The organism is Streptomyces sp. NPDC048441 (genome assembly GCF_043200235.1).
In the GTDB taxonomy this organism is placed as follows: domain Bacteria; phylum Actinomycetota; class Actinomycetes; order Streptomycetales; family Streptomycetaceae; genus Streptomyces.
The window spans coordinates 89,132-115,276 of sequence record NZ_JBICXM010000015.1 but is presented as its reverse complement, the minus strand read 5'-3'; the positions used below and the strand labels follow the sequence as shown (position 1 = coordinate 115,276).

Annotated in this window: 22 protein-coding genes, 1 pseudogene and 1 riboswitch; of the genes and pseudogenes, 12 read left to right on the top strand and 11 right to left on the bottom strand. The window is 69.7% G+C overall.

The features are described 5' to 3' along the window. The first annotated feature begins 1 nt into the window (after position 1). Positions 2-118, top strand: a riboswitch (TPP riboswitch). A gap of 83 nt (positions 119-201) precedes the next feature. The 4 genes from ACGFSB_RS31010 (at position 202) to ACGFSB_RS30995 (ending at position 4,918) form a co-directional block, all read left to right on the top strand. Next, a complete protein-coding gene (locus ACGFSB_RS31010; RefSeq protein ID WP_393406094.1) occupies positions 202-1,305 on the top strand; it encodes a thiamine ABC transporter substrate binding subunit in 1,104 nt (367 codons plus the stop codon). Between the two features lie 128 nt (positions 1,306-1,433). Continuing rightward, positions 1,434-3,044 carry an ABC transporter permease gene (locus ACGFSB_RS31005; RefSeq protein WP_393406227.1) on the top strand — a complete coding sequence of 537 codons (1,611 nt, stop codon included), beginning with the start codon at positions 1,434-1,436 and terminating at the stop codon, positions 3,042-3,044. Further along, the gene (locus tag ACGFSB_RS31000) at positions 3,044-4,066 is read left to right on the top strand and encodes an ABC transporter ATP-binding protein (RefSeq protein ID WP_393406092.1); all 1,023 of its coding nucleotides are present in this window, start codon (positions 3,044-3,046) and stop codon (positions 4,064-4,066) included. Before ACGFSB_RS31005 ends, ACGFSB_RS31000 begins: the two co-directional genes overlap by 1 nt. Positions 4,067-4,126: 60 nt before the next feature. Next, positions 4,127-4,918, top strand: a complete 792-nt coding sequence (locus ACGFSB_RS30995) for a maleylpyruvate isomerase family mycothiol-dependent enzyme (protein ID WP_393406090.1) — start codon at positions 4,127-4,129, stop codon at positions 4,916-4,918. Between the two features lie 39 nt (positions 4,919-4,957). On the opposite strand, the gene ACGFSB_RS30990 is transcribed toward ACGFSB_RS30995, so the two are convergent. From ACGFSB_RS30990 to ACGFSB_RS30965, 6 genes are all read right to left on the bottom strand, one after another. After that, positions 4,958-6,106, bottom strand: coding sequence for an LOG family protein (locus tag ACGFSB_RS30990; RefSeq protein ID WP_393406088.1), 1,149 nt, complete (start codon positions 6,104-6,106; stop codon positions 4,958-4,960). Between the two features lie 47 nt (positions 6,107-6,153). Next, the gene (locus ACGFSB_RS30985) at positions 6,154-6,558 is read right to left on the bottom strand and encodes a VOC family protein (protein WP_393406086.1); all 405 of its coding nucleotides are present in this window, start codon (positions 6,556-6,558) and stop codon (positions 6,154-6,156) included. A 135-nt stretch (positions 6,559-6,693) separates the two neighbouring features. Beyond that, on the bottom strand, positions 6,694-7,902 hold the full coding sequence (locus ACGFSB_RS30980; RefSeq protein WP_393406084.1) for a hypothetical protein: 1,209 nt from the start codon (positions 7,900-7,902) through the stop codon (positions 6,694-6,696). Further along, a complete protein-coding gene (locus tag ACGFSB_RS30975; protein WP_393406082.1) occupies positions 7,884-8,681 on the bottom strand; it encodes an ABC transporter ATP-binding protein in 798 nt (265 codons plus the stop codon). The genes ACGFSB_RS30980 and ACGFSB_RS30975 overlap by 19 nt, the downstream gene beginning before the upstream one ends. Before the next feature lie 204 nt (positions 8,682-8,885). Continuing rightward, complete coding sequence (locus ACGFSB_RS30970; RefSeq protein ID WP_393406080.1) at positions 8,886-10,265, bottom strand: aspartate aminotransferase family protein; 1,380 nt, start codon at positions 10,263-10,265, stop codon at positions 8,886-8,888. Then, a complete protein-coding gene (locus ACGFSB_RS30965) occupies positions 10,250-10,762 on the bottom strand; it encodes an Lrp/AsnC family transcriptional regulator (protein ID WP_393406078.1) in 513 nt (170 codons plus the stop codon). The genes ACGFSB_RS30970 and ACGFSB_RS30965 overlap by 16 nt, the downstream gene beginning before the upstream one ends. 161 nt (positions 10,763-10,923) lie before the next feature. Between ACGFSB_RS30965 and ACGFSB_RS30960 the strand changes: the two genes are divergently transcribed. The 5 genes from ACGFSB_RS30960 (at position 10,924) to ACGFSB_RS30940 (ending at position 18,277) form a co-directional block, all read left to right on the top strand. Further along, positions 10,924-12,363, top strand: coding sequence for a gamma-aminobutyraldehyde dehydrogenase (locus tag ACGFSB_RS30960; RefSeq protein ID WP_393406076.1), 1,440 nt, complete (start codon positions 10,924-10,926; stop codon positions 12,361-12,363). A gap of 267 nt (positions 12,364-12,630) precedes the next feature. Then, on the top strand, positions 12,631-15,264 hold the full coding sequence (locus ACGFSB_RS30955; protein WP_393406074.1) for an MXAN_6230/SCO0854 family RING domain-containing protein: 2,634 nt from the start codon (positions 12,631-12,633) through the stop codon (positions 15,262-15,264). Between the two features lie 82 nt (positions 15,265-15,346). Beyond that, entirely contained in the window at positions 15,347-16,537 is a 1,191-nt protein-coding gene (locus tag ACGFSB_RS30950; protein ID WP_393406072.1) for a PotD/PotF family extracellular solute-binding protein, read from the top strand. Positions 16,538-16,778: 241 nt separating this feature from the next. Further along, positions 16,779-17,606 carry a hypothetical protein gene (locus ACGFSB_RS30945; RefSeq protein ID WP_393406070.1) on the top strand — a complete coding sequence of 276 codons (828 nt, stop codon included), beginning with the start codon at positions 16,779-16,781 and terminating at the stop codon, positions 17,604-17,606. Further along, on the top strand, positions 17,603-18,277 hold the full coding sequence (locus tag ACGFSB_RS30940; RefSeq protein ID WP_393406068.1) for a class F sortase: 675 nt from the start codon (positions 17,603-17,605) through the stop codon (positions 18,275-18,277). Before ACGFSB_RS30945 ends, ACGFSB_RS30940 begins: the two co-directional genes overlap by 4 nt. Positions 18,278-18,322: 45 nt before the next feature. Here ACGFSB_RS30940 and ACGFSB_RS30935 read toward each other — a convergent pair whose 3' ends face one another. The 4 genes and pseudogenes from ACGFSB_RS30935 to ACGFSB_RS30920 all read right to left on the bottom strand — a co-directional run. Beyond that, entirely contained in the window at positions 18,323-19,471 is a 1,149-nt protein-coding gene (locus ACGFSB_RS30935) for a serine hydrolase domain-containing protein (protein ID WP_393406066.1), read from the bottom strand. 199 nt (positions 19,472-19,670) lie between these two features. Next, complete coding sequence (locus ACGFSB_RS30930; RefSeq protein WP_393406064.1) at positions 19,671-19,838, bottom strand: hypothetical protein; 168 nt, start codon at positions 19,836-19,838, stop codon at positions 19,671-19,673. A gap of 29 nt (positions 19,839-19,867) precedes the next feature. Continuing rightward, on the bottom strand, positions 19,868-20,566 hold the full coding sequence (locus tag ACGFSB_RS30925; RefSeq protein WP_393406062.1) for a glycerophosphodiester phosphodiesterase: 699 nt from the start codon (positions 20,564-20,566) through the stop codon (positions 19,868-19,870). 20 nt (positions 20,567-20,586) lie between these two features. Further along, a pseudogene (locus ACGFSB_RS30920) lies at positions 20,587-21,715 on the bottom strand (adenosine deaminase); the annotation flags it as partial. Between the two features lie 355 nt (positions 21,716-22,070). Here ACGFSB_RS30920 and ACGFSB_RS30915 point away from each other — a divergent pair. Further along, entirely contained in the window at positions 22,071-22,490 is a 420-nt protein-coding gene (locus tag ACGFSB_RS30915) for a DUF4190 domain-containing protein (RefSeq protein WP_393406060.1), read from the top strand. Positions 22,491-22,502: 12 nt separating this feature from the next. On the opposite strand, the gene ACGFSB_RS30910 is transcribed toward ACGFSB_RS30915, so the two are convergent. Then, a complete protein-coding gene (locus ACGFSB_RS30910; RefSeq protein WP_393406058.1) occupies positions 22,503-23,066 on the bottom strand; it encodes an NADAR family protein in 564 nt (187 codons plus the stop codon). Between the two features lie 207 nt (positions 23,067-23,273). On the opposite strand from ACGFSB_RS30910, the gene ACGFSB_RS30905 reads away from it, so the two are divergent. Then, positions 23,274-24,776: a gamma-aminobutyraldehyde dehydrogenase gene (locus ACGFSB_RS30905; RefSeq protein WP_393406056.1), complete on the top strand. Its 1,503-nt coding sequence runs from the start codon at positions 23,274-23,276 to the stop codon at positions 24,774-24,776. Positions 24,777-24,838: 62 nt separating this feature from the next. Beyond that, complete coding sequence (locus tag ACGFSB_RS30900) at positions 24,839-26,083, top strand: PotD/PotF family extracellular solute-binding protein (protein ID WP_393406054.1); 1,245 nt, start codon at positions 24,839-24,841, stop codon at positions 26,081-26,083. The last annotated feature ends 62 nt before the right edge of the window (positions 26,084-26,145 follow it).

Here is a 26,145-nt window from a genome sequence, read left to right as displayed (position 1 = left end):
CATATTCCGACAGGGGAGCGCCACAGCGCTGAGAGTGCGGCACCAAGGACAGGTTGGCCGCAGACCCTCTGAACCTTGCCCGGGTCATTCCGGGTAGGAAGTTCGGACATCACTCAAGCTGTTGCGCCCTGCCCGCAGCCCCTTCAAGGCTGTGGGCAGGGCCGCGTCTCTTCCTGGTCACTCCAGGAGGAATGAACTCAGTTGAACTCAGTGAGCACCACCCGCAGCACCAAGAAGATCACCGTGACCGCGGTCGCGGTCGGCCTCGGGCTCGTCGCGCTCTCCGCGTGCGGCAGCTCGTCGGGCGGTGGCGACAAGGCTGACTCCAAGAGCGTCACGCTTGTCAGTCATGACTCTTTCAACGTTTCCAAGGACGTACTGAAGGCGTTCGAGAAGAGCTCCGGCTACAAGGTCAACGTCCTCAAGGACGGGGACGCGGGCGCCGCTGTGAACAAGGCGATTCTGTCGAAGGACAACCCGCAGGGGGATGTGTTCTTCGGGGTGGACAACACCTTGCTCTCGCGCGCGCTCGACAACGGTCTCTTCCAGTCGTACGAGGCCAAGGGCTCGGACCAGATCGTCTCGCAGTTCCGCGTCGACCAGGACAAGCATCGGGTCACGCCCGTCGACAGCGGCGACATCTGCGTCAACTACGACAAGAAGTACTTCGCCGACAAGAAGCTGGCGCCGCCGAAGTCCTTCGGGGATCTGGCCAAGCCCGCATATAAGAACTTGTTGGTGACCGAGAACGTCGCGACCTCCTCGCCCGGTCTCGGCTTCCTGCTCGGCAGCGCCGCCGAGTACGGCGACGACGGTTGGCAGGGCTACTGGAAGAAGCTCAAGGCCAACGGCGTCAAGGTCGTCGACGGCTGGGAGCAGGCCTACAACGAGGAGTTCTCCGGGTCTGCCGGGGGGAAGAAGGCCAAGGGGGATCGGCCGCTCGTCGTCTCGTACGCCTCGTCCCCGCCGGTCGAGGTGCTCTACGCGAAGCCGCAGCCCAAGGAGGCGCCGACCGGCGTCGCGACCGGTACCTGCTTCCGGCAGGTCGAGTACGCGGGCCTGCTCAGCAACGCCAAGAACGAGAAGGGCGGCAAGGCGCTTCTCGACTTCCTGATCAGTGACAACTTCCAGAACGATATGCCGCTGAACATGTTCGTGAACCCGGTGCGGGAGTCCGCCGAGCTGCCCGAGCTGTTCGTCAAGCACGGCGTGAAGATCGACGATCCGGAGACCATGGCTCCGAAGAAGATCGCCGACAACCGCGAGCAGTGGGTCAAGTCGTGGACCTCGCTCGTACTGAAGTAAGCAAGTCCCCGACGGGCAAGTCCCCGACGGGCGAGTCCCCGACGGGCAAGTCCCCTAAGGGCCAGTCCCGTAAGGGCGGCCAGTCCCGTAAGGGGCTCTCGCGTGGGAGCGCGGCGCGGCTCGGTCTGATGGCCGTGCCCGTCGCGTTCTTCGCCGTCTTCTTCGCCTATCCCGTCGCCGCCATCGTCGCGCGCGGCCTGAAGGTGGGCGGGGACTGGCAGTTCGGGCGGATCGCGGATGTCGTCGGGCAGTCCGACGTACGGCACGTGCTGTGGTTCACCACCTGGCAGGCGCTCGCGTCGACCGCGCTCACGCTGCTTGTCGCGCTCCCCGGCGCGTACGTCTTCGCGCGCTTCGAGTTCAGGGGCAAGGAAGTGCTCCGGGCGATCGTCACTGTGCCGTTCGTGCTGCCGACCGTCGTCGTCGGGACCGCGTTCCTCGCGCTGCTCGGGCGGGGTGGACTGCTGGATGAGATGTGGGGCGTGCGGCTCGACACGACTGTGTGGGCGATTCTGCTCGCACATGTCTTCTTCAACTACGCCGTCGTCGTACGGACCGTCGGCGGACTCTGGTCGCAGCTCGACCCGCGCCAAGAGGAAGCCGCGCGGGTGCTCGGCGCCTCGCGGTGGACGGCCTGGCGGACCGTGACGCTGCCCGCGCTCGGCCCCGCGGTCGCCGCGGCGGCTCTGATGGTCTTCTTGTTCACGTTCACCTCGTTCGGTGTCGTGCAGATCCTCGGCGGACCCGCGTACTCGACCCTCGAAGTCGAGATCTACCGGCAGACCGCCCAGCTCCTCGACCTGTCGACGGCCGCCGTCCTGACCATCGTGCAGTTCGCAGCGGTCGGCATGATCCTCGCCGTGCACGCGTGGACCGTGCGCAGGCGGGAGGGCGTGCTGAAGCTGGTCGACGCCTCGACGGTCCCGCGACGGCCGCGCGGCGCGGGGCAGTGGACGTTGCTCGCCGGGGTCATGGTCACCATCGCCGTGCTGATCCTGCTGCCGCTCGGAGTGCTGATCGAGCGCTCGCTGAGCGCTCCCGGCGGCTATGGCTTCACGTACTACAAGGAGCTGACCTCGGCCGACGGGGGCGCCTTCCTCGTCCCGCCGATCGACGCGGTCTGGAATTCACTTCAGTACGCGCTCGCCGCCACCGCCATCGCCCTGGTGATCGGCGGGCTCGCCGCGGCGGCGCTCACGCGGAAGGCCGGGCGGCTCGTGCGCGGTTTCGACGCGCTGTTGATGCTGCCGCTCGGGGTGTCCGCGGTGACGGTCGGCTTCGGGTTCTTGATCACGCTGGACAAGCCTCCGCTGGACCTGCGGGCCACGTGGATTCTGGTGCCGCTCGCGCAGGCGCTTGTGGGCGTGCCCTTTGTCGTACGCACCATGCTTCCCGTCCTGCGCGCGGTGGACGGACGCCTGCGCGAGGCCGCGGCCGTCCTCGGGGCCTCGCCGCTGCGGGCGTGGCGGGAGGTCGATCTGCCGATGGTGCGGCGGGCGCTGCTCATCGCCGCCGGGTTCGCCTTCGCGGTGTCCCTGGGGGAGTTCGGCGCGACCGTGTTCATCGCGCGGCCGGACAGCCCGACCCTTCCGGTGGCCGTGGCTCGGCTGCTCGGGCGGGCCGGTGAGCTCAACTACGGTCAGGCGATGGCCCTTTCGACGATCTTGATGGTGGTGTGTGCGGTGTCGCTGCTGCTGCTCGAACGGCTCCGTACCGACCGCACGACCGGGGAGTTCTGATGGCCTTGCTGGCGCTGGAGAAGGCGACAGTACGTTTCGGGGCGCGGGCCGTGCTCGACCGTGTCGGGCTCGCGGTCGACGAGCACGAGATCGTGTGCGTGCTCGGGCCGAGCGGCAGCGGCAAGTCGACGCTGCTGCGGGCGGTCGCCGGGTTGCAGGAGCTCGATGGCGGGCAGGTGTTGTTGGACGGGAGGGACCAGCGTGGCGTGCCCGCGCACAAGCGTGGGGTCGGGCTGATGTTCCAGGACCATCAGCTGTTCCCGCAGCGCGATGTGGCGGGCAATGTCGCCTTCGGGCTGCGTATGCATGGCGCTTCGCGGGGCGAACAGGCCGACCGGGTGGCCGAGTTGCTCGAACTGGTAGGGCTGCCGGGTGCGCAGCGGAGGGCCGTCGCCTCGCTCTCGGGCGGTGAGCAGCAGCGGGTGGCTCTTGCGCGGGCGCTCGCGCCGCGGCCTCGGCTGCTCATGCTCGATGAGCCGCTCGGGCAGCTCGACCGGTCGCTGCGGGAGCGCCTTGTCGTCGAACTCCGGGAACTCTTCGGTGAGTTGGGTACGACGGTCCTTGCGGTGACGCATGACCAGGGCGAGGCCTTCGCGCTCGCGGACCGGGTCGTGGTGATGCGGGACGGGCGGATCGCCCAGTCCGGTACGCCACTTGAGGTCTGGCGGCATCCGGCGGACGAGTTCGTGGCGCGGTTCCTCGGCTTCGACAACGTCGTCGACGCGACGGTGGCCGGTGAGGTGGCGGACACCGTCTGGGGCAAGATCCCGGTGCCGGAGGGTGCGCGGGACGGGCGGTGCCGGATGCTGGTGCGGCCCGCCGGCGTGCGGCTCGTGCCTGCGGATGAGGGGCTGCCGTGCGTGGTGACGGCGCGGACGTTCCGAGGGACGCATGTCGCCGTCCACCTGGAGCCTGGGGTGGGGCCGCGGCTCGAGGCGGCCTGTGCGTTGCGGGATGCGCCTGGGGTGGGGGAGGCCGTGGGGGTCGGGTTCGACGTGGGGGATGTTGTGGTTCTGGGGTGAGGCCGGGTGGGGCGAAAACCATGGTGCTCGGGGAGCCGTTGCCGATCTAGGGTGCGCTCCATGACGTCACTGGAGTACGACCGCTACTGCGCCGAAGTGGTGGATCAACTGGGCCTGCTGCGGGCCACCCTGGCCGGAGCCGATCTCTCGGCCACGGTGCCGACCTGCCCGGAGTGGACGCTGGGCCACCTCGCCCGCCATACCGGCGGTGCCGTTCGCTGGGCCGAGCAACTGGTCGCAGGCCGGGCCACGGAGGACATTCCGGAGGAGGAGATCCCGGGCATCCGCGGCCCTGAGGGCGACGATCCCGCCGCCCTCGACGCGTGGCTCGCGGAAACCGCGGAGCTCGCCGCGAAGACGTTCTCCGCCGCGCGTGCCGATACGGCGGTGTGGACCTGGGCCGAGCCGCGGAACGCCGGGTTCTGGGTTCGGCGTATGACGCATGAGGTGGCCATTCACCGGGCGGACGCGGCGATCGCCGCGGGTGTCCCTTACGAGGTCGCGCCGGATGTCGCTGCCGATGCGATCGATGAGTGGCTGGAGATCGTGCGGTACGTGCAGCGGGCCGATCCGGAGGACAGCGCCGCTGAGTTGCGGGGGGCGGGGCGCAGTATTCATCTGCATGCGACTGACGCGGCGGCGGAGCTGAACGCGGAGTGGCTCGTCGAGTTCGGTGACGATGGATTCGCCTGGCGGCGGGGGCATGAGAAGGCGACTGTCGCCTTGCGGGGGCCGCTTACCGAGGTGCTGCTCGCGTTCTATCGGCGGCGGTCGCTGGATGGAGGAGCCGTGGAGGTGTTGGGGGAGCGGGAGTTGCTGGAGTTCTGGTTGGAGCGGGCTTCGTTCGGGTAGCAGCTCATTTGCCCCCCAAGCGTTTGAAGAGCCGGGGCCCTACAAGGGGCTGAATCCCCGCAGTACGCCCGGCACCTCATCCACCGTGTCCACCAAGGCGATCCGCGATTCCATCGAGCGGCCCCGCGCCAGTGCCTGGAGCAAGGGCCATGCGGGGAGGCGTTCCGTCCAGTGTTCTCGGTTCACCAGGATCATCGGCGCGGGCCTGCCCCGCGACTCGTAGTAGTTGGGCGTTGCCGCGTCGAAGATCTCCTGGACCGTGCCGGCCGCGCCGGGGAGGAAGACCACGCCCGCGTTCGAGCGGGCCAGGAGGCCGTCCTCTCGGGTGGCGTTGGCGAAGTACTTGGCCAGCTGGGTGGCGAAGGCGTTCGGCGGCTCGTGGCCGTAGAACCAGGTGGGGATGCCCACCGACGCGCCGCCGGACGGCCAGCGCTCGCGGATGTCGAATGCGGCCCGCGCCCAGTAGGTGATCGACGGGGTGAAGGACGGCGCCTTGGCCAGGAGTTCGAGGGCCTCGTCCAGCATCTCGTCGCGGAACACGGACGCGTACGAACCCAGGTTCGCCGCCTCCATCGCGCCGGGGCCGCCGCCCGTGGCGACCGTGAATCCGGCGCGGGCGAGCGAGCGGCCGAGCCGGGCGGCGCCTTCGTACGCCTCCGTGCCGCGGGCCATCGCGTGACCGCCCATGACGCCCACCACCCGCGCGCTGAGGAGCAGTTCGTCGAGGGCGTCGGAGATCGAGTCGTCGTGGATCGCGCGGAGCATCGAGGAGAAGACGTCGCCGTCGGCCTTCGTCTCCTGGAACCAGGCGTAGGCGCGGGCGTCGGGCGTCGCCTCGTAGCCACCGTCGGCCAGGCCCGCGAACAGGTCGTCCGGGGTGTAGAGAAGACCTCGGTAGGGGTTGAAGGGGAGGCCCGGGACGGGCGGAAAGACCAGGCCACCGGCCGCCCGTACCGCGTCCGCCGCGCTGTCCTCCATGGGGCAGCCGAGGAAGACCGCGCCTGTGGCGTCGCAGGCCCGTAGCGCGGACGTACGCTCCATCAGGTCTATGGCCTGGACGCGGCAGCCGGCGAGCGAGCCGCGCGCGGCGGTCTCGTCGAACTCGGCGAGCGTCTCGATCTCGCGGTCGGCCCCCGGCAGTTGGGGCGACGGCCTGGGGGCGGATGCGGGTTCGGGAGTCGGCTGCATCCGCCCATGCTAAGCAGGCGGCCCCGGGCGAAGGGGGCGGGTGCCCCTCAGCCCTCGACAGCCGCAGGGTCCATCCACATGATTTCCCAGGTGTGGCCGTCCAGGTCGTCGTAGGCGCGGCCGTACATCGTGCCGTAGTCCTGCGTCTTGCCCGCCGTGCCACCGGCCGCCACGGCCTTGTCGACCAGCTCGTCGACCTTCTCCCGGCTCTCCGCGCTCAGACAGATCAGCGTCTCGCTCGTCTTCGTCGAGTCGGCGATCTCCTTCTCGGTGAACTGCTGGTAGTGCTGCTTGCTCAGCACCATCGCGATGATGGTCTCGCTGATCACGACGCAGGCGCAGTCGTCCGTCGAGAACTGCGGATTGATCGTGTAGCCGAGTTCCGTGAAGAACTTCCTCGAGCTCGCGACGTCGTTCGATGCGAGGTTCACGAAGATCATCTGCTGGTACATGAGGCGTCTCCCGTTGCGGTGGTTCTGCGCGGCGCGTGCGGTCCGTGTGCTGTCCTACGGAGGGGTAGACGTACGTTCGACGCAGAACTCATCGCCCATCGCGGATTTTCCTCGCGCCACTTCGGCGGAAGCCCCTCACCCCGCGAGCGGCAGCGCGGCCAGCTCCGCGACGGCCCAGGTCAGCGGCCCGAACACAGCCGCGAGCGCGCCCGCGCGCAGTGCCGCCGTGCCGCGCAGCATCGCCGTCGGTGCCCCCAGCTGGAGCAGCGCCGCCGTCGTGTCCGAGCGCGCGTGCTTGGCCTCGATCGCCGCCGTGGCCAGGGTGAGGACCGCGCAGCCCGCGACGAGCAGCGCGCCGAGCGTGGTCAGCGGGCCGACCGCGGGCCGGTCACCGGAGTACAGGGTGAGCGCCGCGTACGCTGCCGAGCCCACCGCGCACAGCACCCCCAGCGGCCGCCCGATCCGCCGGGCCTCCTCCTGGAGCGCACGCCCCGCGAGCAGCCGCATCGCGCCCGGCCTGACCGCTTGCAGGATCCGCCCGCAGAGATACGTGAGGCCGGGCCCCGCCATCGCGAGGCCGAGCGCGGTGAGCGTCCATCCGGTGAGCACGCCCGCCGGGCTGCCGGTCAGGCCGCCCGGCATCGCGAGGCCCGACGTGCCCTCGGCACGGCTCGCGTACGTCTCGACGGCGAGGCCCGCCGCGAGCAGCGCGACCCCCCAGGGCAGCCCGCTCGGCGGTGCGGCCGGTGCGGCCGGTGCGGCAGGGACGTCCGGCCGCGCCGGGTCGTCCTGACCGCCGCCCTTGTCGCCGCCCTTGCCGTCGCCGGGCTTCGCGGTGCGGGGCCGCAGCACGGCGGCGCTGGCCGCGGAGGCGATCAGCGGGACCAGGGCGAGCAGGGTGAGGGCGGCGGCCAGCGGCAGTGGGTAGTCGGCGGCCAGCAGCTCGGCCGCGGCGCCGTCGAACGGGAGGCCCGTCAGATCGCCGCGCAGGTGCAGGAAGAACAGGAGCGCCACCATCGAGCCCAGCGTGCACGCCACGGCCGTGGAGATCGCGGCGAGCACCGTGAGCCTGGCCGGGCCGAGGCCCACCGCGGAGAGCCCGGAGCGCGGCTGGGTCGCGGGGTCGGTGCGCGCGACGGTGACGGCGAAGTACACGGTGGCCGCGATGGGCGCCACGCACCAGGCGAGCCGAAGACCGGCCCCGCCCGACGCGTCCGGATGCCCCATCGCGTACCCCAGCGTGCAGAGCAGCAGAAAGCCGGTGCCCGCCGACGCCGCCGCGACGAGCAGCCGGCGCAGCTGGACCAGGGGATGGGCGCCGCGGGCTAGACGGAGAGCGAGCACGCGGCCCGGCCTTCCGAGTCGGAGGGGTCGGAGGCGCCGGTAGCAGCACCCGGGACATCCGTGTCCGCCGCCGCGAGGCCCCCGGCCCCCGGCAGATGCACCGTGTTCACGCGCCTCCCGTCGAGCAGCGTGACCGTCCGGTCGGCCAGCGCCGCGATCTCCGTGTCGTGCGTGGCGAGGACCACCGTGATGCTGTGCGAGCGGGCCGCGGTCGTCAGCGTACGAAGGACGTGGGCGCGGTCGGCGCGGTGCAGCGGCGCCGTCGGCTCGTCGGCGAAGATCACGGACGGCATGGTGACCAGGGAGCGGGCGATGGCGATGCGCTGACGCTGGGCCTGGAGCAGCGCGTGCGGCCGCTTGCGGGCACAGTCGCCGATGTCGAGGCGGTCGAGCCACTCCTTGGCCGCGGTCTTGGCGACCCGGTGTCCCTCGCCGCGCAGCATCAGCGGCAGCGCGACGTTCTCCCAGGCGGTGAGTTCGGGCACGAGGTGCGGCTCCGGGTCGATCCACCCGAAGCGGTCCCTGCGAAGCCGCTCGCGGACCAGCGGGCCCATCGTGTGCACCGGCGTGCTGTTGAACCAGACCTCGCCGCGCTCGGGCAGGAGCTGGCCGGAGAGACAGCGCAGGAGAGTCGTCTTGCCGCTGCCGCGCGGGCCGGTGACGGCGAGGATCTCGCCCTCGCGCACACCCAGCGATACGCCGGTGAGCGCGGGCGAGCCGTTGTGCGTGACGTGCAGGGCGCGTGCCCACAGCACGTCGTTGTCCGGCGGGGCCACCATCACGTACACCTCGGTTCAGATCAGTTTGCCTCCCCCGTACGGGGGAACGAAGGCGGGGCCGATCGGTCACTGGGCACGCTAGGGATCCAGGCCGCGCTGCCTGGAAACGACGCGGCCCGGGGGCACCCGTTCTCACTCGAACGGGCGCCCCCGGGGCCGCTGTTGATCACTCGATCACGCGATCACGCGATCACATGATGTGGATCAGAGCTTCGTCCAGGCCTCCGTGAGGACCTGGCGCAGGATGCCCTCGATCTCGTCGAAGGTCTCCTGGGTGGAGATCAGCGGCGGGGCGAGCTGGACGACCGGGTCGCCACGGTCGTCGGCACGGCAGTACAGGCCGTTCTCGAAGAGCGCCTTGGAGAGGAAGCCGTACAGGACGCGCTCGGTCTCCTCGTCGTTGAACGTCTCCTTGGTGGCCTTGTCCTTCACGAGCTCGATGCCGTAGAAGAAGCCGTTGCCTCGGACGTCGCCGACGATCGGCAGGTCGTGCAGCTTGCGCAGGGTCTGGTAGAACGCGTCCTCGTTGTCGAGCACGTGCTGGTTCAGACCCTCCTTCTCGAAGATGTCGAGGTTGGCGTTGCCGACCGCGGCCGAGACCGGGTGGCCGCCGAAGGTGTAGCCGTGCAGGAAGGTGTTGTCACCCTTGTAGAACGGCTCGGCGAGCTTGTCCGAGATGATGCAGGCGCCGATCGGGGAGTAGCCCGACGTCATGCCCTTGGCGCAGGTGATCATGTCCGGGACGTAGTCGAACTTGTCGCAGGCGAACATCGTACCGAGGCGGCCGAAGGCACAGATGACCTCGTCCGAGACGAGCAGCACGTCGTACTTGTCGCAGATCTCGCGCACCCGCTGGAAGTAACCGGGCGGGGGCGGGAAGCAGCCGCCCGCGTTCTGCACCGGCTCCAGGAACACGGCCGCGACCGTCTCGGGGCCCTCGAAGAGGATCTCCTGCTCGATCTGGTCGGCGGCCCAGCGGCCGAAGGCCACCGGGTCGTCGCCGTGGATCGGGGCGCGGTAGATGTTCGTGTTCGGCACCTTGTGCGCGCCCGGTACGAGCGGCTCGAAGGGTGCCTTGAGAGCGGGCAGACCGGTGATGGACAGGGCGCCCTGCGGGGTGCCGTGGTAGGCGACCGCGCGGGAGATGACCTTGTACTTCTGGTGGTTGCCGGTGAGCTTGTGGTACTGCTTCGCCAGCTTCCACGCGGTCTCGACGGCCTCGCCGCCACCGGTGGTGAAGAAGACCTTGTTCAGGTCGCCCGGAGCGTGGTTCGCCAGGCGCTCGGCGAGCTTGACGGCCTGGGGGTGGGCGTAGCTCCAGATGGGGAAGAAGGCCAGTTCCTGCGCCTGCTTGTACGCCGTCTCTGCGAGCTCGTGACGACCGTGACCGGCGTTGACCACGAACAGGCCGGAGAGGCCGTCGAGGTACTTCTTGCCCTTGTCGTCGTAGATGTAGGTGCCCTCGCCACGCACGATGGTGGGCACGGGTGCGTTCTCGTAGTCCGACATGCGGGTGAAGTGCATCCACAAGTGGTCGTACGCGGTCTGGCTGAGGTCCTTGCTCACGGCTATCGGGTTCCCCACATATAGGTCTGCTTCTTGAGCTTCAGGTAGACGAAGCTCTCGGTGGAGCGCACGCCGGGGAGGGCGCGGATGCGCTTGTTGATCACTTCGAGAAGGTGGTCGTCGTCCTCGCAGACGACCTCCACCATCAGGTCGAAGGAGCCCGCGGTCATCACCACGTACTCACATTCGGCCATGGCCGTCAGCGCCTCCGCGACGGGATCCAGATCGCCCTCGACGTTGATGCCGACCATCGCCTGGCGCCGGAAACCCACGGTGAGCGGGTCCGTGACGGCGACGATCTGCATCACGCCCTGGTCGAGCAGCTTCTGGACGCGTTGCCGCACGGCCGCTTCGGAAAGGCCCACGGCCTTGCCGATGGCGGCGTACGGACGGCGTCCGTCCTCCTGAAGCTGTTCGATGATCGCCAGGGAGACGGCGTCGATGGACGAAGAACCGTTCCCTTGCCGGGAACCACTGGAATCTGCGCTGCGACTGGCCACGACCCCATGGTGCACAGGACTCGACAGTTCCGCAAGGTCAGATCGATGAAATTCGTTGTTTGGAGACTCGATACTCACGGATTTCGCAGATCTGGACCCCCGGGTATGTTGAAAGCGTCGGTACACCGACTAGGGTGGGTGTCTCATCCACTGGACATCTGACTGGAGGGCCGGAAGTGACCACCGAGCTGCGCCGCCTGCGTAACTACATCGACGGAGAATTCCGGGACGCCGCCGACGGCCGGACCACCGAGGTGGTCAACCCCGCCAACGGCGAGTCCTACGCCACCGCGCCCCTGTCCGGGCAGGCCGACGTCGACGCCGCCATGGAGGCGGCCGCCGCCGCGTTCCCCGCCTGGCGTGACCTGACGCCCGCCGAGCGCCAGAAGGCCCTGCTGAAGATCGCCGACGCCTTCGAGGAGCGCGCCGAGGAGCTCATCGCGGCCGAGGTCGAGAACACGGGCAAGCCGACCGGGCTCACCCGGTCCGAGGAAATCCCGCCCATGGTCGACCAGATCCGCTTCTTCGCGGGCGCGGCCCGGATGCTCGAAGGCCGCGCGGCCGGCGAGTACATGGAGGGTCTGACCTCCATCATCCGCCGCGAGCCGATCGGCGTCTGCGCGCAGGTCGCGCCGTGGAACTACCCGATGATGATGGGCGTTTGGAAGTTCGCCCCGGCGCTCGCCGCGGGCAACACCGTCGTCCTCAAGCCCTCGGACACGACCCCCGCGTCGACCGTCCTGATGGCCGAGATCATCGGTTCGATCGTCCCCAAGGGCGTCTTCAACGTCGTCTGCGGTGACCGTGACACGGGCCGCGCGATGGTCGAGCACAACACCCCGGCGATGGCCTCCATCACCGGCTCGGTGCGCGCCGGTATGCAGGTCGCCGAGTCCGCCTCCAAGGACCTCAAGCGGGTCCACCTGGAGCTGGGTGGCAAGGCGCCGGTCGTCGTCTTCGAGGACGCCGACATCCCCAAGGCCGTCGAGGACATCTCGGTGGCGGGCTTCTTCAACGCGGGCCAGGACTGTACGGCCGCCACGCGCGTGCTCGTCCACGAGTCCATCCACGACGAGTTCGTGACCGCGCTCGCCAAGGCCGCGGCCGACACGAAGACCGGCCAGCCGGACGACGAGGACGTGCTCTTCGGCCCGCTCAACAACGCCAACCAGCTGAAGCAGGTCTCCGGCTTCATCGACCGCCTTCCGGCGCACGCCAAGGTCGAGGCGGGAGGTCAGCGGGTCGGCGAGAAGGGCTTCTTCTACGCCCCGACCGTCGTCTCGGGCCTGAAGCAGGACGACGAGATCATCCAGAACGAGGTCTTCGGCCCGGTCATCACCGTCCAGTCCTTCACGGACGAGGCGCAGGCCGTGTCGTACGCGAACGGCGTGGACTACGCGCTCGCCTCCTCGGTCTGGACGCAGAACCACGCGCGCGCGATGCGCATGGCCAAGGTCCTCGACTTCGGCTGCGTCTGGATCAACACGCACATTCCGCTGGTCGCGGAGATGCCGCATGGTGGCTTCAAGAAGTCCGGCTACGGCAAGGATCTTTCCGCGTACGGGTTCGACGACTACACGCGCATCAAGCACGTGATGACGTCGATCGAAGGCTAGGCGCGTCGCGTCTGCCGGGTTGCTCGGTGTGGGCCTCCGCGGGCGCGTGGGGGCTGGTCGCGCAGTTCCCCGCGCCCCTTACGGGGCCCTGTTCCCCGGCCCTGTAGCCCGGCTATTAATCGTGTGACTGCCCCTTCGCCCCCGCGTACCGTTGCGTACGCGGGGGCGGCTCCGTGGTGTGCTTCCTTCTTTCTCTTCTCTGCAAAAGATCCGTAGCGCACCCACTCCCCGCCCCCGCCTTTCTTGTACCTACGGGGGTGGGACCTGATGAAGACGACCGACGATCTCGCGGGACTGCTGCTGCGCCGTCGGCAGAGTGTGTACGTTCCCTCCGGCGCCGGACGGTCCGCCGTGACCGATGCGGCCGTGACCGATGCGGCCGTGATCGATGCCGCCGTGGTCGTCCTCGAAGCCGAACTCGCCGACCGCGGTCACCTGTTGACCGTCCCGCTGCGTCGCGCGCTGACCGCTCTGTCCGTCGGCGACCTCGCCACGACCGGCCGCAAGCTGCTCGCCGACGTCGACGCGCTGATGGGCTCGGACCGCCACCACGCCCCGCTGTTCCAGGGCTTCCCGGACGAGATCCCGTACCAGCACGCCTACGACCGCTTCACCTCCCTCGTCGTCGCGCATCTCGCCGCCCAGCCGCACCAGCCCTGCATGAACTGCGCGGGCACCAAGGCCCGCGTCCGCGCGCTCGCGCCCTGCGCGCACCTGCTGTGCGACGACTGCCACCGCAAGAAGGAGGACTTCGGCTGCTGCGACGAGTGCTGCGTCTGGTACGCCTGCCCCATCTGCGAGAACCGCTACGAGACGGACGGGCCCACCGACCCCTGGATCGACTCCGGGACAGGACTCGGCGGTGACGGCGGCGAGATCCTGCGCACGCTGTGCCTCGCGGCGCCGGGCGATGCCTCCGCCGAGCTCGCCGCCCTGCTCGCCCGCCGTACGCCCCTGAGCCCGCAGGACCACGACGACCTGGTCCTGCTGCTCGGCCACCTGGACCCCGCCGACGCCGCCGACTGGCTCCCGGCGGACATACCCCTGCGCGAGAGCAAGGCACTCGCCCTCGCGCCGCTGCTCGATGTGCTCGTCCCGCCGGACGTGCGCGCGCTCGTGGGGCGGTACGCGGACACCGCCACGGATGTGCTGCGCGTGCTCGTAGTCCGTTCCGAAGGCGACCCCGACCTGCTTGAACTGCCGCGCCTGCGCGGACTCCCGCGTCCCGTACGCCGTGAACTCCTCGCCCTCCTCGACGGGTTCGACCTCCGGCGCCTCGCCGAGGACATGGGGCGCAACCCCCGCGCCTGGAAGCGGGTCGGCGAAATCCTGCACCCCTTCGAACAGCCCCACCGCCACACGCGCGTGGCGCTCGCCTTCGCCGTCCTGCGCGGGACCCGCGTCGGTGACGGCCCGCTGTCCGAGGTGCTGCTCGCCGAAGCCGCACACCACGATGACGTCCGCCTCGCAGGTGACCGGCTGCGGATCATCACCTGGCAGGGGCGCGTCGAGGAGGCGCTCGGCCGCTGGGACACCACGGCCGCGGCGGGGCTGCTGCGCGAGCGCCCCGGTGAACTTCTCCGCCGCCTCGACCTGTTGCTGGCCCGCTCGGGCTCGCCGACCCTCCCGGAGCCGGTGGGCGAGGCGCTCGCGGAAGCCCTGCCCCGCTCCGGTCCCGGCCCGCTGCTCGGCGCGTACGGCCGTATGAAGGTCCGTTCCGTGCCGGGACACCGCCGCGTCTTCTTCCCGCGCGGCCGGGTCACCAAGGCGTACGCGGTCGAGGACCACCGGCCGCCGCTGCCCTCCCGCGTGGCGGGGCGTGCCGGAGAGCTGATCGAGGCGGAGGCCGTGCGGCGGCTCGCCGAGCGGGAGGGCGAGCGGTACGACGTGGCCGTCATCGACGCCTCGCTCGCCGACCTGCCGGTGCCGTTCGCCGAGCGCGCTTCGGCGGCCTCGCTGGTCGCCGTGCCGCGCGGCAGCTCGCTGCCCATGCCCGCGGACAGCGAGACCGTCCGGCTCTTCCTGCACTGGCTGCAGCCCAAGGGTGTGCGCGTCGACCTCGACCTGTCCGTCGCGCTCTACGACGACCTGTGGCGCTTCATAGGCCTGTGCGACTACACGCATCTGACGTACGCGGGCGGCGCCGCCCGGCACTCCGGAGACCTCACATCGGCGCCCGCCCCGCACGGCGCCACCGAGTACCTGGACCTCGACCTGCCGCGGCTCGCCGGCACGGGAGTGCGCTTCGTCGTGCCCGCGGTCCTCTCGTACAACAACGTGGCCTTCGATGAACTCCCGGACGCCTTCGCGGGGTTCATGGCGGTCACGGGCAACCGCCGGGCGGCGTACGACCCGCGCACGATCCGGCAGCGCTTCGACCTCGCGGGCCAGGCGGCGCTGCGCGTGCCGATGATCCTGGACCTGCGGACGCGGCACGCCTGGTGGGCCGACGTCACACTCGGCACGGGCGACGGCAACCACGACGTGTGGCGTTACCGCAAGCAGCTGGGCCGCATGGGCAACGACCTGCTCGACACCTTCCAGCCGCGCGGCAGGGCCACCCTGTGGGACCTCGCCTGCTGGACGGCGGCGGCCCGCACCGAAGGGCCCGTGTACGTGCGCGGCCGGGGCCACGTCCTGTGGGGCTACCTCCGTGCCGATGACGAGCCGCGCGCCGACTTCGCGCTGCGCGTCCGCGACGGCTGGGAGCCGGACGTGCTGCGCGCGGAGCCGGAGCTGGCGGGCCGCCGGGCCCTTCTGGCGCTGCTGCACGGCGAGTTGGAGGGCGCGGACGACGTCGCGTCCGGCACGGTGTACCGCCTCTACCCCGGTCCGGTCGACGCGGCACCGACGGCGCGGATCACGGCGGGGGACCTGGCGGGGTGGCTGGAGCCGGCGTGATCGACAGGGTGTCGTTTCCCGGCCGCTCGGCTCGACGCAGCGTCCATTGCCTGTACGTGGCACGCAGGCGCATGCTGCCGGGGTGCGAGCGAACCCCAGAGCCTCCTCAGTTTCCCGTAGGTCCCTGCTGCGTGCCATCGGCGGCGGGGCGGCCGTCAGCACGCTCGCGGGCTGCGGCGTGCCCGCCGCGTACATCGGACCCGGCGAGCGCGCCGCGGGCGACCGCTCCCGGCAGGACGGGACGCTGACCTTCGCCAACTGGCCGCTGTACATCGACACCGATGACGATGACTCGACGAAGCGGCCCTCGCTCGACGCCTTCGAGAAGCGGACCGGCATCGACGTCCGCTACACGGAGGAGATCAACGACAACGACGAGTTCTTCGGCAAGATCAGCCCGTCCTTGATGAACCACCAGGAGACCGGCCGCGACCTGATCGTCATCAGCGACTGGATGTGCGCCCGCTTCGTACGGCTCGGCTGGGTCCAGGCGATGGACCGCGCCCGGCAGCCGAACGTCACCAAGTACCTCGATCCGCTGCTGCGTTCGCCCAGCTTCGACGCGGGGCGCAAGCACACGGTGCCCTGGCAGTCCGGCATCACCGGCATCGCGTACAACAAGCGCAAGGTCGGCCGCGAGATCAAGCACGTCTCCGATCTGTGGGCCGACGACCTCAAGGGCCGGGTCACGCTGCTCTCCGGACTCGATGAGTCGTTCGCGCTGCTCATGCAGGGCGACGGTGTCGACATCACCAAGTGGAAGGCCGACGACTTCCACCGGGTGTGCGACAGGGTGGAGAAGCTGGTGGCGTCGAAGCACATCCGCCGCTTCACCGGCAACGACTACATCAAGGACCTGTCGAGCGGGGACGTCCTCGCCTGCCAGGCGTACAGCGGTGACGTGATCCAGCTCCAGGCGGACGACCCGGACATCGAGTTCGTGGTGCCGCAGGAGGGGGCCGAACTGTGGGCCGAGTCCCTCATGATCCCGAACCTGGCCCGCCACAAGCGGAACGCGGAACGGCTCGTCGACTACTACTACGAGCCCGAGGTCGCCGCGGAGCTCGCCGCCTGGGTCAACTATGTCTGCCCGGTTCCCGCGGCCCGCGACATCCTCGCCTCCTCCAAGGACAAGGAACTGGCCGCGCTGGCCGAGGACCCGCTGATCTTCCCGGACGACGCCATGCGCAAGCGGCTCGCGATCGCCCGGGACATCACGTCGGAGGAACGAACGGAGTTCGCGAAGCGGTGGAACGCGATCGCGGGGCTGTAGGGGAGGAAGCCTGCGCCGCCGCTCCAGTTCCACTCGGACGCCCTGACCGACTTGTGTCTCACTTTGAACACCCGAGAGCCCCGTTGCGTTTCATGGGTAACTGCATGGCGCGCAACCGGAGGCCGACGGCAGCTACGTCTTCCGTTCCTCCAACTGTCGTGCAGACAAGGGCAGTTGATGCCCATCTGGGTACGACATGCGGTCTTCCCGACCCTGAGGGGGCCGCGGAAAAGGAACGAACGTGATGCCCAAGCGAATCGGCCTTCTCGCGGCGCTCGCCGCTCTGCCCGCCGCCCTCCTCACCGTGGCCGTCTCGTCCCCGGTGTTCGCGGCGGACACCCCGGCCTATCAGATCGACCTGGCGCAGCTGAACAGCTCCGGCGCCAAGGGGACGGCCCTCCTGAGCCTGCGCGGCAATGCGCTGACGGTGTGGATCAAGTCCGAGGGCATGGTGCCGGGACAGCCATCGGCGCAGCACCTGCACGGTTCCACCGACGGGCACGACTTCCAGTGCCCGGACGACGGCGACGACACGAACGGCGACGGCATCCTCGACAACACCGAGGCCACCGTCCACTACGGCGACATCAACATCTCGCTGACCGTCTCCGGAGGCACCGACGCGGGCAGCGGCCTCGCCGTGGACCGGATGCCGGTGGCCGACGCGGCGGGCAAGGTCTCCTACAAGCGGACCATCACCGTCGGGCAGGACGTGGTCGACCACATCAAGGACCTGCACATCGTGCAGCACGGCGTCGACCGCAACGACAACGGCAAGTACGACTTCGAGGGCGCGGGCAAGAGCGAACTCGACCCGAAGCTTCCCCAGGAGGCCACCGCCCCGACCGACTGCGGTGTGGTCAAGGGCGCGGCGGTCGGGTCCGTCCCTGTCGGCGGGGTCGAGACCGGCGGTGGGGCGGCTGCGGGAGGCGTGTCCTCCGGGGCTCTGATCGGTAGTGCCGGGGCTGCTTCGGTGGCGGCCGCCGCTGTGCTGGTTCTCGCGCGCCGGCGGATGACGCCGACGCCCGTCGCCGCGGTGGCGAAGACGAAGGCAGGGGGTGCCGCGTGAGCCGTACGGTCCGGAGGATGTGGGCCCGGGTTCGGTACACCTCCGCGGCTGTGGTCGCCGCCCTCGCGGCGGCCCTGCTGCTCACCGCCTGCGCCGGTCAGGACACGGCTGCCTCCTCGCAGGCGCGCCCGGCCCGTAGCGTCCCGAGCGCGGAGCGGGGCGGCGCGTCGGGCGGTAAGGCTCCGGCTGCGGGGCCGGACCAGGGCGTCGAGACCCTGTCCCGGTCGGTGCCGCAGAAGGTCGCCATCCCCTCCCTCGGCGTGACGAGCGAGCTGGAGACGCTGGGGCAGAACGGGGGCGGGGCGATGACGACGCCGAAGAATCCTGATCTCGCGGGCTGGTACGAGCCGGGCCCCACCCCGGGCTCCCAGGGGCCCGCTGTGATCGCCGGGCATGTGACCTGGAACGGCGCCGACGCGGTCTTCAAGAACCTGAAGACGATGAAGGCCGGGGACACCGTCGAGGTGACGCGCGAGGACGGGAAGACGGCCACCTTCACCGTGGACCGTGTCGAGGAGCACCCGAAGAAGGAGTTCCCCACCCTGGAGGTGTACAAGAACATCGACCACGCGGGGCTTCGCCTGATCACCTGCGGCGGTGATTTCGACGCTGACCGGCACTACTACCCCAACAACGTCACGGTGTTCGCGAGCCTGACGGGTGTCGCGTGATCAGCGGCGGATCAGCTCCGGTCCGGTCACTGCTCACCCCGCGGCTCAGCTGAGGGCGGCCCGTGCGATCCGCTCGGCGATCGGGTTCATGTTCTCGCCCTTCGCGTCGGTCGCGTTGACCGAGTAGACGAGGGTGCGGGTGCCGTCCTCGGTGGAGGCGATCATGTTCGTGTAGCCGTAGCGGGAGCCGGTCTTCAGCCAGACCACCTGGTCGCCGAGCTTCATCCGCTGGAGCCCCGCACCGAAGACGGCGTCGTCGATCTTCGCGGGCAGCGTGAACATTTCCTCGAGTTGTGGCTGCGGCACTACCTTCCCGCCGAACAGTGCCTGGGTGAACACCTCCAGGTCGGCGGTGGAGGAGATCATGTCGCCCGCTGCGAACCTGTCCGACTGGTTCCACTCCGTGACGTCGACCAGGCGCGTGATGCCGTCCGGCTGCTTCATGCTCTGGTAGCCGCGGTTGTGCGGGCCGTGGATGCGTGGGTCGGCGCCGGGGAAGTAGGTGTCGCGCAGCTGGAGCGGCCTGAAGATCCGCTGGGCTGCCTGATGGGCGTACGAGTCGCCGGTGACCCGCTCGATCAGCAGGCCGAGCACGGTGTAGCCGATGTTGCGGTAGTGCTGCTCGGCGCCGGGGGAGTGCTCGGGGCCCTTGGCGATGGCCGATGCGACGACCTCCCGCGGCTTCAACGTGTCGTAGCGGTGGGCGTATTCGTCGTCGAAGCCGTCGCCCGACTTCAGGCCACTGGTGTAGTTGAGCAGGCTGCGAACGGGGATGGGCTCGAACTTCCCCTTCGGGAACAGGCCCGGCAGGTAGCGCTGCACCGGCTTGTCGAGGTCAAGCTTGCCCTCGGCGGCCAGCTGTAGCGCCACGGCCGCCGTCACGATCTTGGTCGTCGACCCGGCGCGGAAGCGGCCGTGCGGGTCGGCCTTCCGCCCCGTGACCAGGTCGTGTACGCCGGAACTGCCGCGCCAGGTCCCGTCGGTGCCGCCCACACGGACCAGGGCGGCGGTCGCGTCGGCGTTCGGGAGTCCCTTGATCGCGTCGCGCAGGGCCGCGGCGTCGGGTGCGGAGTCCTCGGCGGGGGCCGTCACGGCCGGGGCGGTGTGCGCCTGGGCGAGTGCGGGGGCGGTCACGGCGCCGGTGAGACCGAGAGCGAGGGCGGCGGCGAGGGTGGTGCGGGCAGGGAACTGCACGGTGTGACTCCAGGGTGGGCTGCGGTGTGCTGTTTCTGCTTCCATCCTGGTGATCGGTCGGGCGGGGCGGATCCTCACTGGGGAGGGCGGGGGCCCGGTGAGCCCTGAGGGGGCAACACCCATACAGATCAGGGGTGTTGGCGGGGTGTCCCCTAGGGGGCGGCTCCTCAGGGAACGGCTCCTCAGGGAACGGGCGCCGTCACCTCGTCATCAGCAGGATGACGAGGACGATGCCGACCAGGAGAGCGATGGTCAACATGCGGCCGGCCGGGTGCCGTGGATTGAGCCGGTGGCCGCGGTAGCCCCGCTCGTCGCGCTCATACACGAAGAGAGGCTCCTCCGGCTTGTCGTCGTCGCTGTTCCCCATGCCCCACAAGTTAGTTGAGGGTCGCCCCGCTACGAGGGTGTGCTTTCGGACGCGCCGCACAGGGCGCGCAACGTGTCGACGCGGTTGGTCGTGATCGAGTCGACGCCGATGTCGATGAGGCGGCGCATCGAGCGCTTCGTGTCCGGGGTCCAGGCCGAGACGAGGAAGCCCTGACGTTGCAGCTGGACGGCCAGCTCGCGGTCGAGCAGAGAGAAGCGGTAGTTGAGCCAGCGGGGCCTCAGCGCGTCGAGCACGCCCCGGCGAGGCGGGGCGAGGGACGTCCAGGTCAGGGCGATCTCGGCGACGGGATCGGCGGCACGCACCGCGAGCATCGTCTCGGCGCCCGCGCAGTAGTACGCCCGCTCCGTCGCCCCGCAGTCGGCGATGGAGCCGACGACCGTGCCGACGGATTCGGGGGTCGCGCCCGGCAGATCCACCATGAGCCGGTGGCCGTCGGTCGCCGCGACGGCCTCTTCGAGGGTGGGCACACCGCCCCCGGTGAGGCCGTGCACCTCGTCCGCGGAGAGCGTGGACAGGGGGCGGTCGATGTCCCACAGGCGTTTGAGGGTCGCGTCGTGCAGCAGGACGGGGACGCCGTCACGGCTGAGACGGACGTCGATCTCCACCGCGTCCGCGCCCCGTTCGAGCGCGGAGCGCAGGGACGGGAGGGTGTTCTCACGGAAGCGGTAGGGATCGCCTCGATGGGCCACGGCAGTCACGGTGCGCATGAGCCCATTGTGGTGCCGGGCTAGGGAGCGAGCCAGGCCTGCGTGTACGTGTCGATCTCCGCGACGAGCTTCGACTTGCCCGCCGGGTCGAGGAACGACACCTCGACGGCGTTCTTCGCCAGGGCCGCGATGCCCTGCTCGTCGAGGTCGAGGAGGCGGGCGGCGACCGCGTACTCGTTGTTGAGGTCCGTGCCGAACATGGGCGGGTCGTCGGAGTTGATGGTGACCGGGACCCCGGCGGCGACGAACTGCTTGATGGGGTGCTCGTCGAGGGTGGCGACGGCGCGGGTCGCGATGTTCGACGTCGGGCAGACCTCGAGCGGGATGCGGTGCTCCGCGAGGTGGGCGAGGAGCTTCGGGTCCTGGGCGGCGCTCGTGCCGTGGCCGATGCGCTCGGCGCGCAGGTCGGTGAGGGCGTCCCAGATGGTCCCGGGACCCGTGGTCTCGCCCGCGTGCGGGACGGAGTGCAGGCCTGCCGCGATCGCGCGGTCGAAGTACGGCTTGAACTGCGGCCGCGGCACGCCGATCTCGGGCCCGCCGAGCCCGAAGGAGACCAGGCCTTCGGGGCGCAGCTTGTCGGTGGTGGCGAGCCGCACCGTCTCCTCGGCGGATTCGAGCCCCGCCTCGCCGGGGATGTCGAAGCACCAGCGCAGTACGACACCGAGCTCGTCCTCGGCCGCCTTGCGGGCGTCCTCGATGGCGTCCATGAAGGCGCGGTCGTCGATGCCGCGGCGCACGGAGCTGAAGGGGGTGACGGTCAGCTCGGCGTAGCGGATGTTCTGCCGGGCCATGTCGCGGGCGACCTCGTACGTGAGCAGGCGGACGTCGTCCGGGGTGCGGATCAGATCCACGACCGAGAGGTACACCTGGATGAAGTGGGCGAAGTCCGTGAACGTGAAGAAGTCGGCGAGGGCCTCTGCGTCCGTGGGCACCTTGGAATCGGGGTGACGGGCGGAGAGGGCCGAGACGATGCGGGGGGATGCCGAGCCGACGTGGTGCACATGCAGTTCCGCCTTGGGCAGTCCGGCGATGAAGACATGTGGGTCGCGTGGGTCGTGTGGCTCACGGGTGCGGTGTGGATCGGTCACGGTTTCCTCCCCAGGAACGGGCTTGATCGGCTGATCGGGTGGGTCGGGGATCATCGTAGGCGGCGGTCCCGTCGGTGCGGGTGGTGGCCGTAGCATGACGGAACGTACGAAAGAGGTGACGCGGCATGTCTGAGGGTTCGGGGGAGTCGGGCTCGTCCGAGGGGCGGGATCCTTGGGCTCCGCCGCCGGAGGTGCCGGATGCGGCGGCTTCTGGGCCGGTGCCGTTGGAGAAGCGGGACCCTTGGGCTCCACCGGAGGAGGTGCCGCCGGGGGCGGGGTGGTCGACTCCTTCGGGGCCGGTCGCTTCCGGGCCCGGCGGGCCTTTCGCGCCGCCTTCGCCTTCGCTTCCGGCGGGTGCGGGGGGCCAGGGTGAGCCGGTGCCGCCGCCTCCGATCGGGCCTGAGGGGCCGGGGCAGGTGCCTTTCGGGTATCCCGGATATCCGGGATATCCGGGATACCCGGGGTATCAGGGGCAGGTGCAGGGCCCGCCCGGCTACGGCTGGCCCGCGATGCCGATGGCGCCCGCCAACGGGATGGGCGTGACCGCCCTCGTCCTCGGGATCATCGCGGCCGTGGGCTTCTGCCTGTGGCCCCTGGCGATCGTCCTCGGCATCCTCGCGATCATCTTCGGCGCGATCGGCCGCGGCAGGGCGAAGCGTGGCGAGGCCACGAATCCCGGTCAGGCCCTGGCCGGAATCATCTGCGGGATCACAGGCATCGTCCTGGGCGTGGCCCTGCTGGTCGTCCTGATCGCGGTCCCGGACGACGCGTTCGAGGAGGACGGGGCGGCTTCGGGCGACGCCGGCTACTCGACGACGCTGGTCGTCCGTTCCTGACCGTCCGCCCGATTATCCCGCAGCGCCACCCAGTCGTTCCCGCGCCTCCATCAACGCGAAGCCCAGCAGATTCGGCCCCCGCCACCTCTCCGGGTCCTGGGCCCGGTCGTCGTCGGCCGCCAGGCCGATCCCCCAGATGCGATCCATCGGGCTCGCCTCCACCAGGACCCGTGTCCCCGTGCCGACCAGGAACGAGCGGAGGGCGTCGGCCGACGCGAATTTGCGGACGCTGCCCTCGACCACGATCCCGAACCGCTCCCGTGCCCATATCGCCTCGTCGAAGCCCCGGACGAGACGCCCCGCCTTCTTCGCCTCCGCGGGCGTACGCGAGGCGAGGACCGCCCGCTCCGCCTCCGCGTCGGAGAAGAGCCGGGCCTTGGACGCCATCATCCAGTGCTCCGCAGTCCCGTACTCCACTCCACCCACGGTGAACGGCGACACCCACCACTGGCTGAAGCAGCTCGCGCCGAGCGTTCCATCGCGGCGCGGAGTGTGTCCCCAGAAGTGCAGATACTCGACCTGTTCCCCCGCACGCACAGCGCCGACCAGCGTGTCCACCGAGTCGATCTTCGTCATGCACGCGAGTCTGGCACGCACCACTGACACTCCGTCCTAGGTTTTCCAGGACGACTCGACACCTGGTCGACAGATTCCGTCGCGTAACCAAAAGGCAACAACGGAATCACTTGTTGGAGGCCTACTGCTCTGTCAGGATCGGCACTCAAATCGATCTGGAGCTACGCCGACCCCAGCTAGACGGGGAGGGCGGCGGAGGAGAGCGTCATGCACAACTTCCAGGCGCAGGACCACTTCGCGGAAGGCGCGCAGTACATCGCGGGGCGGCTGACCAAGGGCACATCGGGGCGTTCTCACGCCGTCGTCGACCCGGCCACCGGCGAGGACGTCCACCGTTACGAACTCGCGGGCGAGAAGGACGTCGACGCCGCTGTCGCCGCAGCGACGCACGCCTTCCCCGAGTGGGCGGGCGCGACCCCCGGAGAGCGCTCCGACGCCATGCACCGCTTCGCCGCCGTACTGGCGGACCGTGCCGAGGAGTTCGCCCAGGCCGAGTCGCTCCAGTGCGGCAAGCCCATCAAGCTGAGCCGGGAGTTCGACGTACCGGGCTCCGTCGACAACGCCGCCTTCTTCGCGGGAGCGGCCCGGCATCTCCAGGGCCAGGCGGCCGGTGAGTACTCCGGTGACCACACCTCGTACGTACGGCGTGAGCCCATCGGTGTCGTCGGGTCGATCGCACCCTGGAACTATCCGCTCCAGATGGCGGCCTGGAAGGTGCTTCCCGCCATCGCCGCGGGCAACACCATCGTCCTCAAGCCCGCCGAGCTCACCCCCTTCACCTCGCTCCTCTTCGCCCAGGCCGCCACCGAGGCGGGCATCCCGGACGGTGTCGTCAACATCGTCAGCGGGGCGGGGCGGGACGCCGGTGAGCGGCTCGTGGGCCACCCCGACGTCGCCATGACCTCCTTCACCGGGTCCACCGGCGTCGGCAAGCGCGTCGCCGAGATCGCCACCTCCACCGTGAAGCGGCTGCACCTGGAGTTGGGTGGCAAGGCGCCGTTCGTCGTCTTCGACGACGCCGATCTGGAAGCCGCCGTGCACGGCGCCGTCGCCGGCTCGCTCATCAACACCGGGCAGGACTGTACGGCCGCCACGCGCGCGTACGTGCAGCGTCCGCTGTACGACGCCTTCGTGGACGGCGTCGCCGCGCTCATGGAAAGCGTGCGGCTCGGTGACCCCTTCGCCGAAGACACCGATCTCGGGCCGCTCATCTCGCACGCCCACCGCGACCGCGTCGCCGGTTTCGTCGACCGGGCGCGCTCCTACGCGCGCGTGGTCACCGGTGGCGAGGCGCTCGACCACCCCGGCGCCTTCTACAAGCCCACCCTCATCGCCGACGCCACGCAGGACAGCGAGATCGTGCAGGCCGAGATCTTCGGCCCGGTGCTCGTGGTGCTGCCCTTCGACTCCGACGAGGAAGGGATCAGGCTCGCGAACGACACCCCGTACGGACTCGCCGCATCCGCCTGGAGCCGCGACGTGTTCCGTGCCAACCGCGCGACCCGCGAGATCAAGGCGGGCTGCGTGTGGGTCAACGACCACATCCCGATCCTCAGCGAGATGCCGCACGGCGGATACAAGGCATCCGGCTACGGCAAGGACATGTCCGCCTACTCCTTCGAGGAGTACACCCAGATCAAGCACGTCATGTTCGACAACACCGCGGTGGTCCGCAAGGACTGGCACCGCACGATCTTCGGGGACCGATAGTCATAGCCGACCAGGCCGCCCGACCAGCGGCCGATCATCATCCCGAAAGGGCAACCAAGCGTATGGAGCAGTACGAGTCCGACCTCCTCTCCCCGGCCCAGCTGGCCGCCATGCACCGCAGCATGAGGAACGGCAGGGCAGCCCTCACCCGCCGTTCGATGCTGCGCGCCTCCGCGGGCGGCGCGTTCGCCATCGGCGGGCTAGGCGCACTCAGTGCCTGCGGGATCCCGGCAGCGAGCAAGAGCCAGGGCGAGGTCTCGTCCGAGGACCACTCGGTCAAGGAGAAGCGGATCACCTTCTCCAACTGGACCGAGTACATGGACGTCGACGACAACGAACGCCGCCCGACCCTGGACGCGTTCACGAAGCGCACCGGCATCAAGGTCAAGTACACCGAGGACATCAACGACAACGTCGAGTTCTTCGGGAAGATCAAGCCGCAGCTCGCAGCGGGCCAGGACACCGGACGCGACCTCATCTGCGTCACGGACTGGCTGGCGTCCCGGCTCATCCGCTTCGGCTGGGTCCAGAAACTGGACCCGGCCAACCTGCCGCACGCGTACGCCAACCTGTCCTCCCAGTTCCGTAATCCGGACTGGGACCCGGGAAGGGCCTACTCGTACCCCTGGACCGGCATCTCCACCGTCATCGCGTACAACAAGAAGGCGACCGACGGCGAAGAGATCACCTCGGTGTCGCAGCTCCTGGACAACCCCAAGCTCAAGGGCCGCGTCGGCTTCCTCTCCGAGATGCGCGACAGCGTCGGCATGACGCTCATCGACATGGGCAAGGACCCCGCGAAGTTCACCGACGACGACTTCGACGCGGCCATCGCCCGCCTCCAGAAGGCCGTCGACAAGAAGCAGATCCGTCGCTTCACGGGCAACGACTACACCTCGGACCTCGACAAGGGCGACCTCGCCGCGTGCCTCGGCTGGGCGGGTGACATCGTCCAGCTCCAGGCCGACAACCCCGACATCGCCTTCCACATCCCGGACCAGGGCTACATCACGTCCACGGACAACCTGCTCGTCCCGAACAAGGCGCGCCACAAGAGCAACGCCGAACGGCTCATCGACTACTACTACGAGCCCGAGCCCGCCGCCCGCCTCGCCGCGTACATCAACTACGTCTGCCCGGTCGACGGCGTACGCCCCGAGCTCGCGAAGCTCGACAAGAAGGCCGCGGAGAATCCGCTGATCATCCCCGACAAGGAGATGGCCGCGAAGTCCCACGGATTCCGCTCGCTGACGCCGGAGGAAGAGACGGCGTACGAGGAGAAGTTCGCCAAGCTGACCGGTTCCTGATCGATTCTCGAGCGGCGCCCCCACGCCCCCTGTAGTCCCTCGACTCTCCCTCGACCCCCTGG

Coding starts and splice junctions, on each gene's coding strand:
- ACGFSB_RS30905 (WP_393406056.1), top strand. CDS start 23,274: ATGCACAACTTCCAGGCGCAGGACCACTTCGCGGAAGGCGCGCAGTAC.
- ACGFSB_RS30910 (WP_393406058.1), bottom strand. CDS start 23,066: ATGACGAAGATCGACTCGGTGGACACGCTGGTCGGCGCTGTGCGTGCG.
- ACGFSB_RS30925 (WP_393406062.1), bottom strand. CDS start 20,566: ATGCGCACCGTGACTGCCGTGGCCCATCGAGGCGATCCCTACCGCTTC.
- ACGFSB_RS30900 (WP_393406054.1), top strand. CDS start 24,839: ATGGAGCAGTACGAGTCCGACCTCCTCTCCCCGGCCCAGCTGGCCGCC.
- ACGFSB_RS30975 (WP_393406082.1), bottom strand. CDS start 8,681: ATGGTGGCCCCGCCGGACAACGACGTGCTGTGGGCACGCGCCCTGCAC.
- ACGFSB_RS31005 (WP_393406227.1), top strand. CDS start 1,434: ATGGCCGTGCCCGTCGCGTTCTTCGCCGTCTTCTTCGCCTATCCCGTC.
- ACGFSB_RS31000 (WP_393406092.1), top strand. CDS start 3,044: ATGGCCTTGCTGGCGCTGGAGAAGGCGACAGTACGTTTCGGGGCGCGG.
- ACGFSB_RS30930 (WP_393406064.1), bottom strand. CDS start 19,838: ATGGGGAACAGCGACGACGACAAGCCGGAGGAGCCTCTCTTCGTGTAT.
- ACGFSB_RS30990 (WP_393406088.1), bottom strand. CDS start 6,106: ATGCAGCCGACTCCCGAACCCGCATCCGCCCCCAGGCCGTCGCCCCAA.
- ACGFSB_RS30995 (WP_393406090.1), top strand. CDS start 4,127: ATGACGTCACTGGAGTACGACCGCTACTGCGCCGAAGTGGTGGATCAA.
- ACGFSB_RS30955 (WP_393406074.1), top strand. CDS start 12,631: ATGAAGACGACCGACGATCTCGCGGGACTGCTGCTGCGCCGTCGGCAG.
- ACGFSB_RS30985 (WP_393406086.1), bottom strand. CDS start 6,558: ATGTACCAGCAGATGATCTTCGTGAACCTCGCATCGAACGACGTCGCG.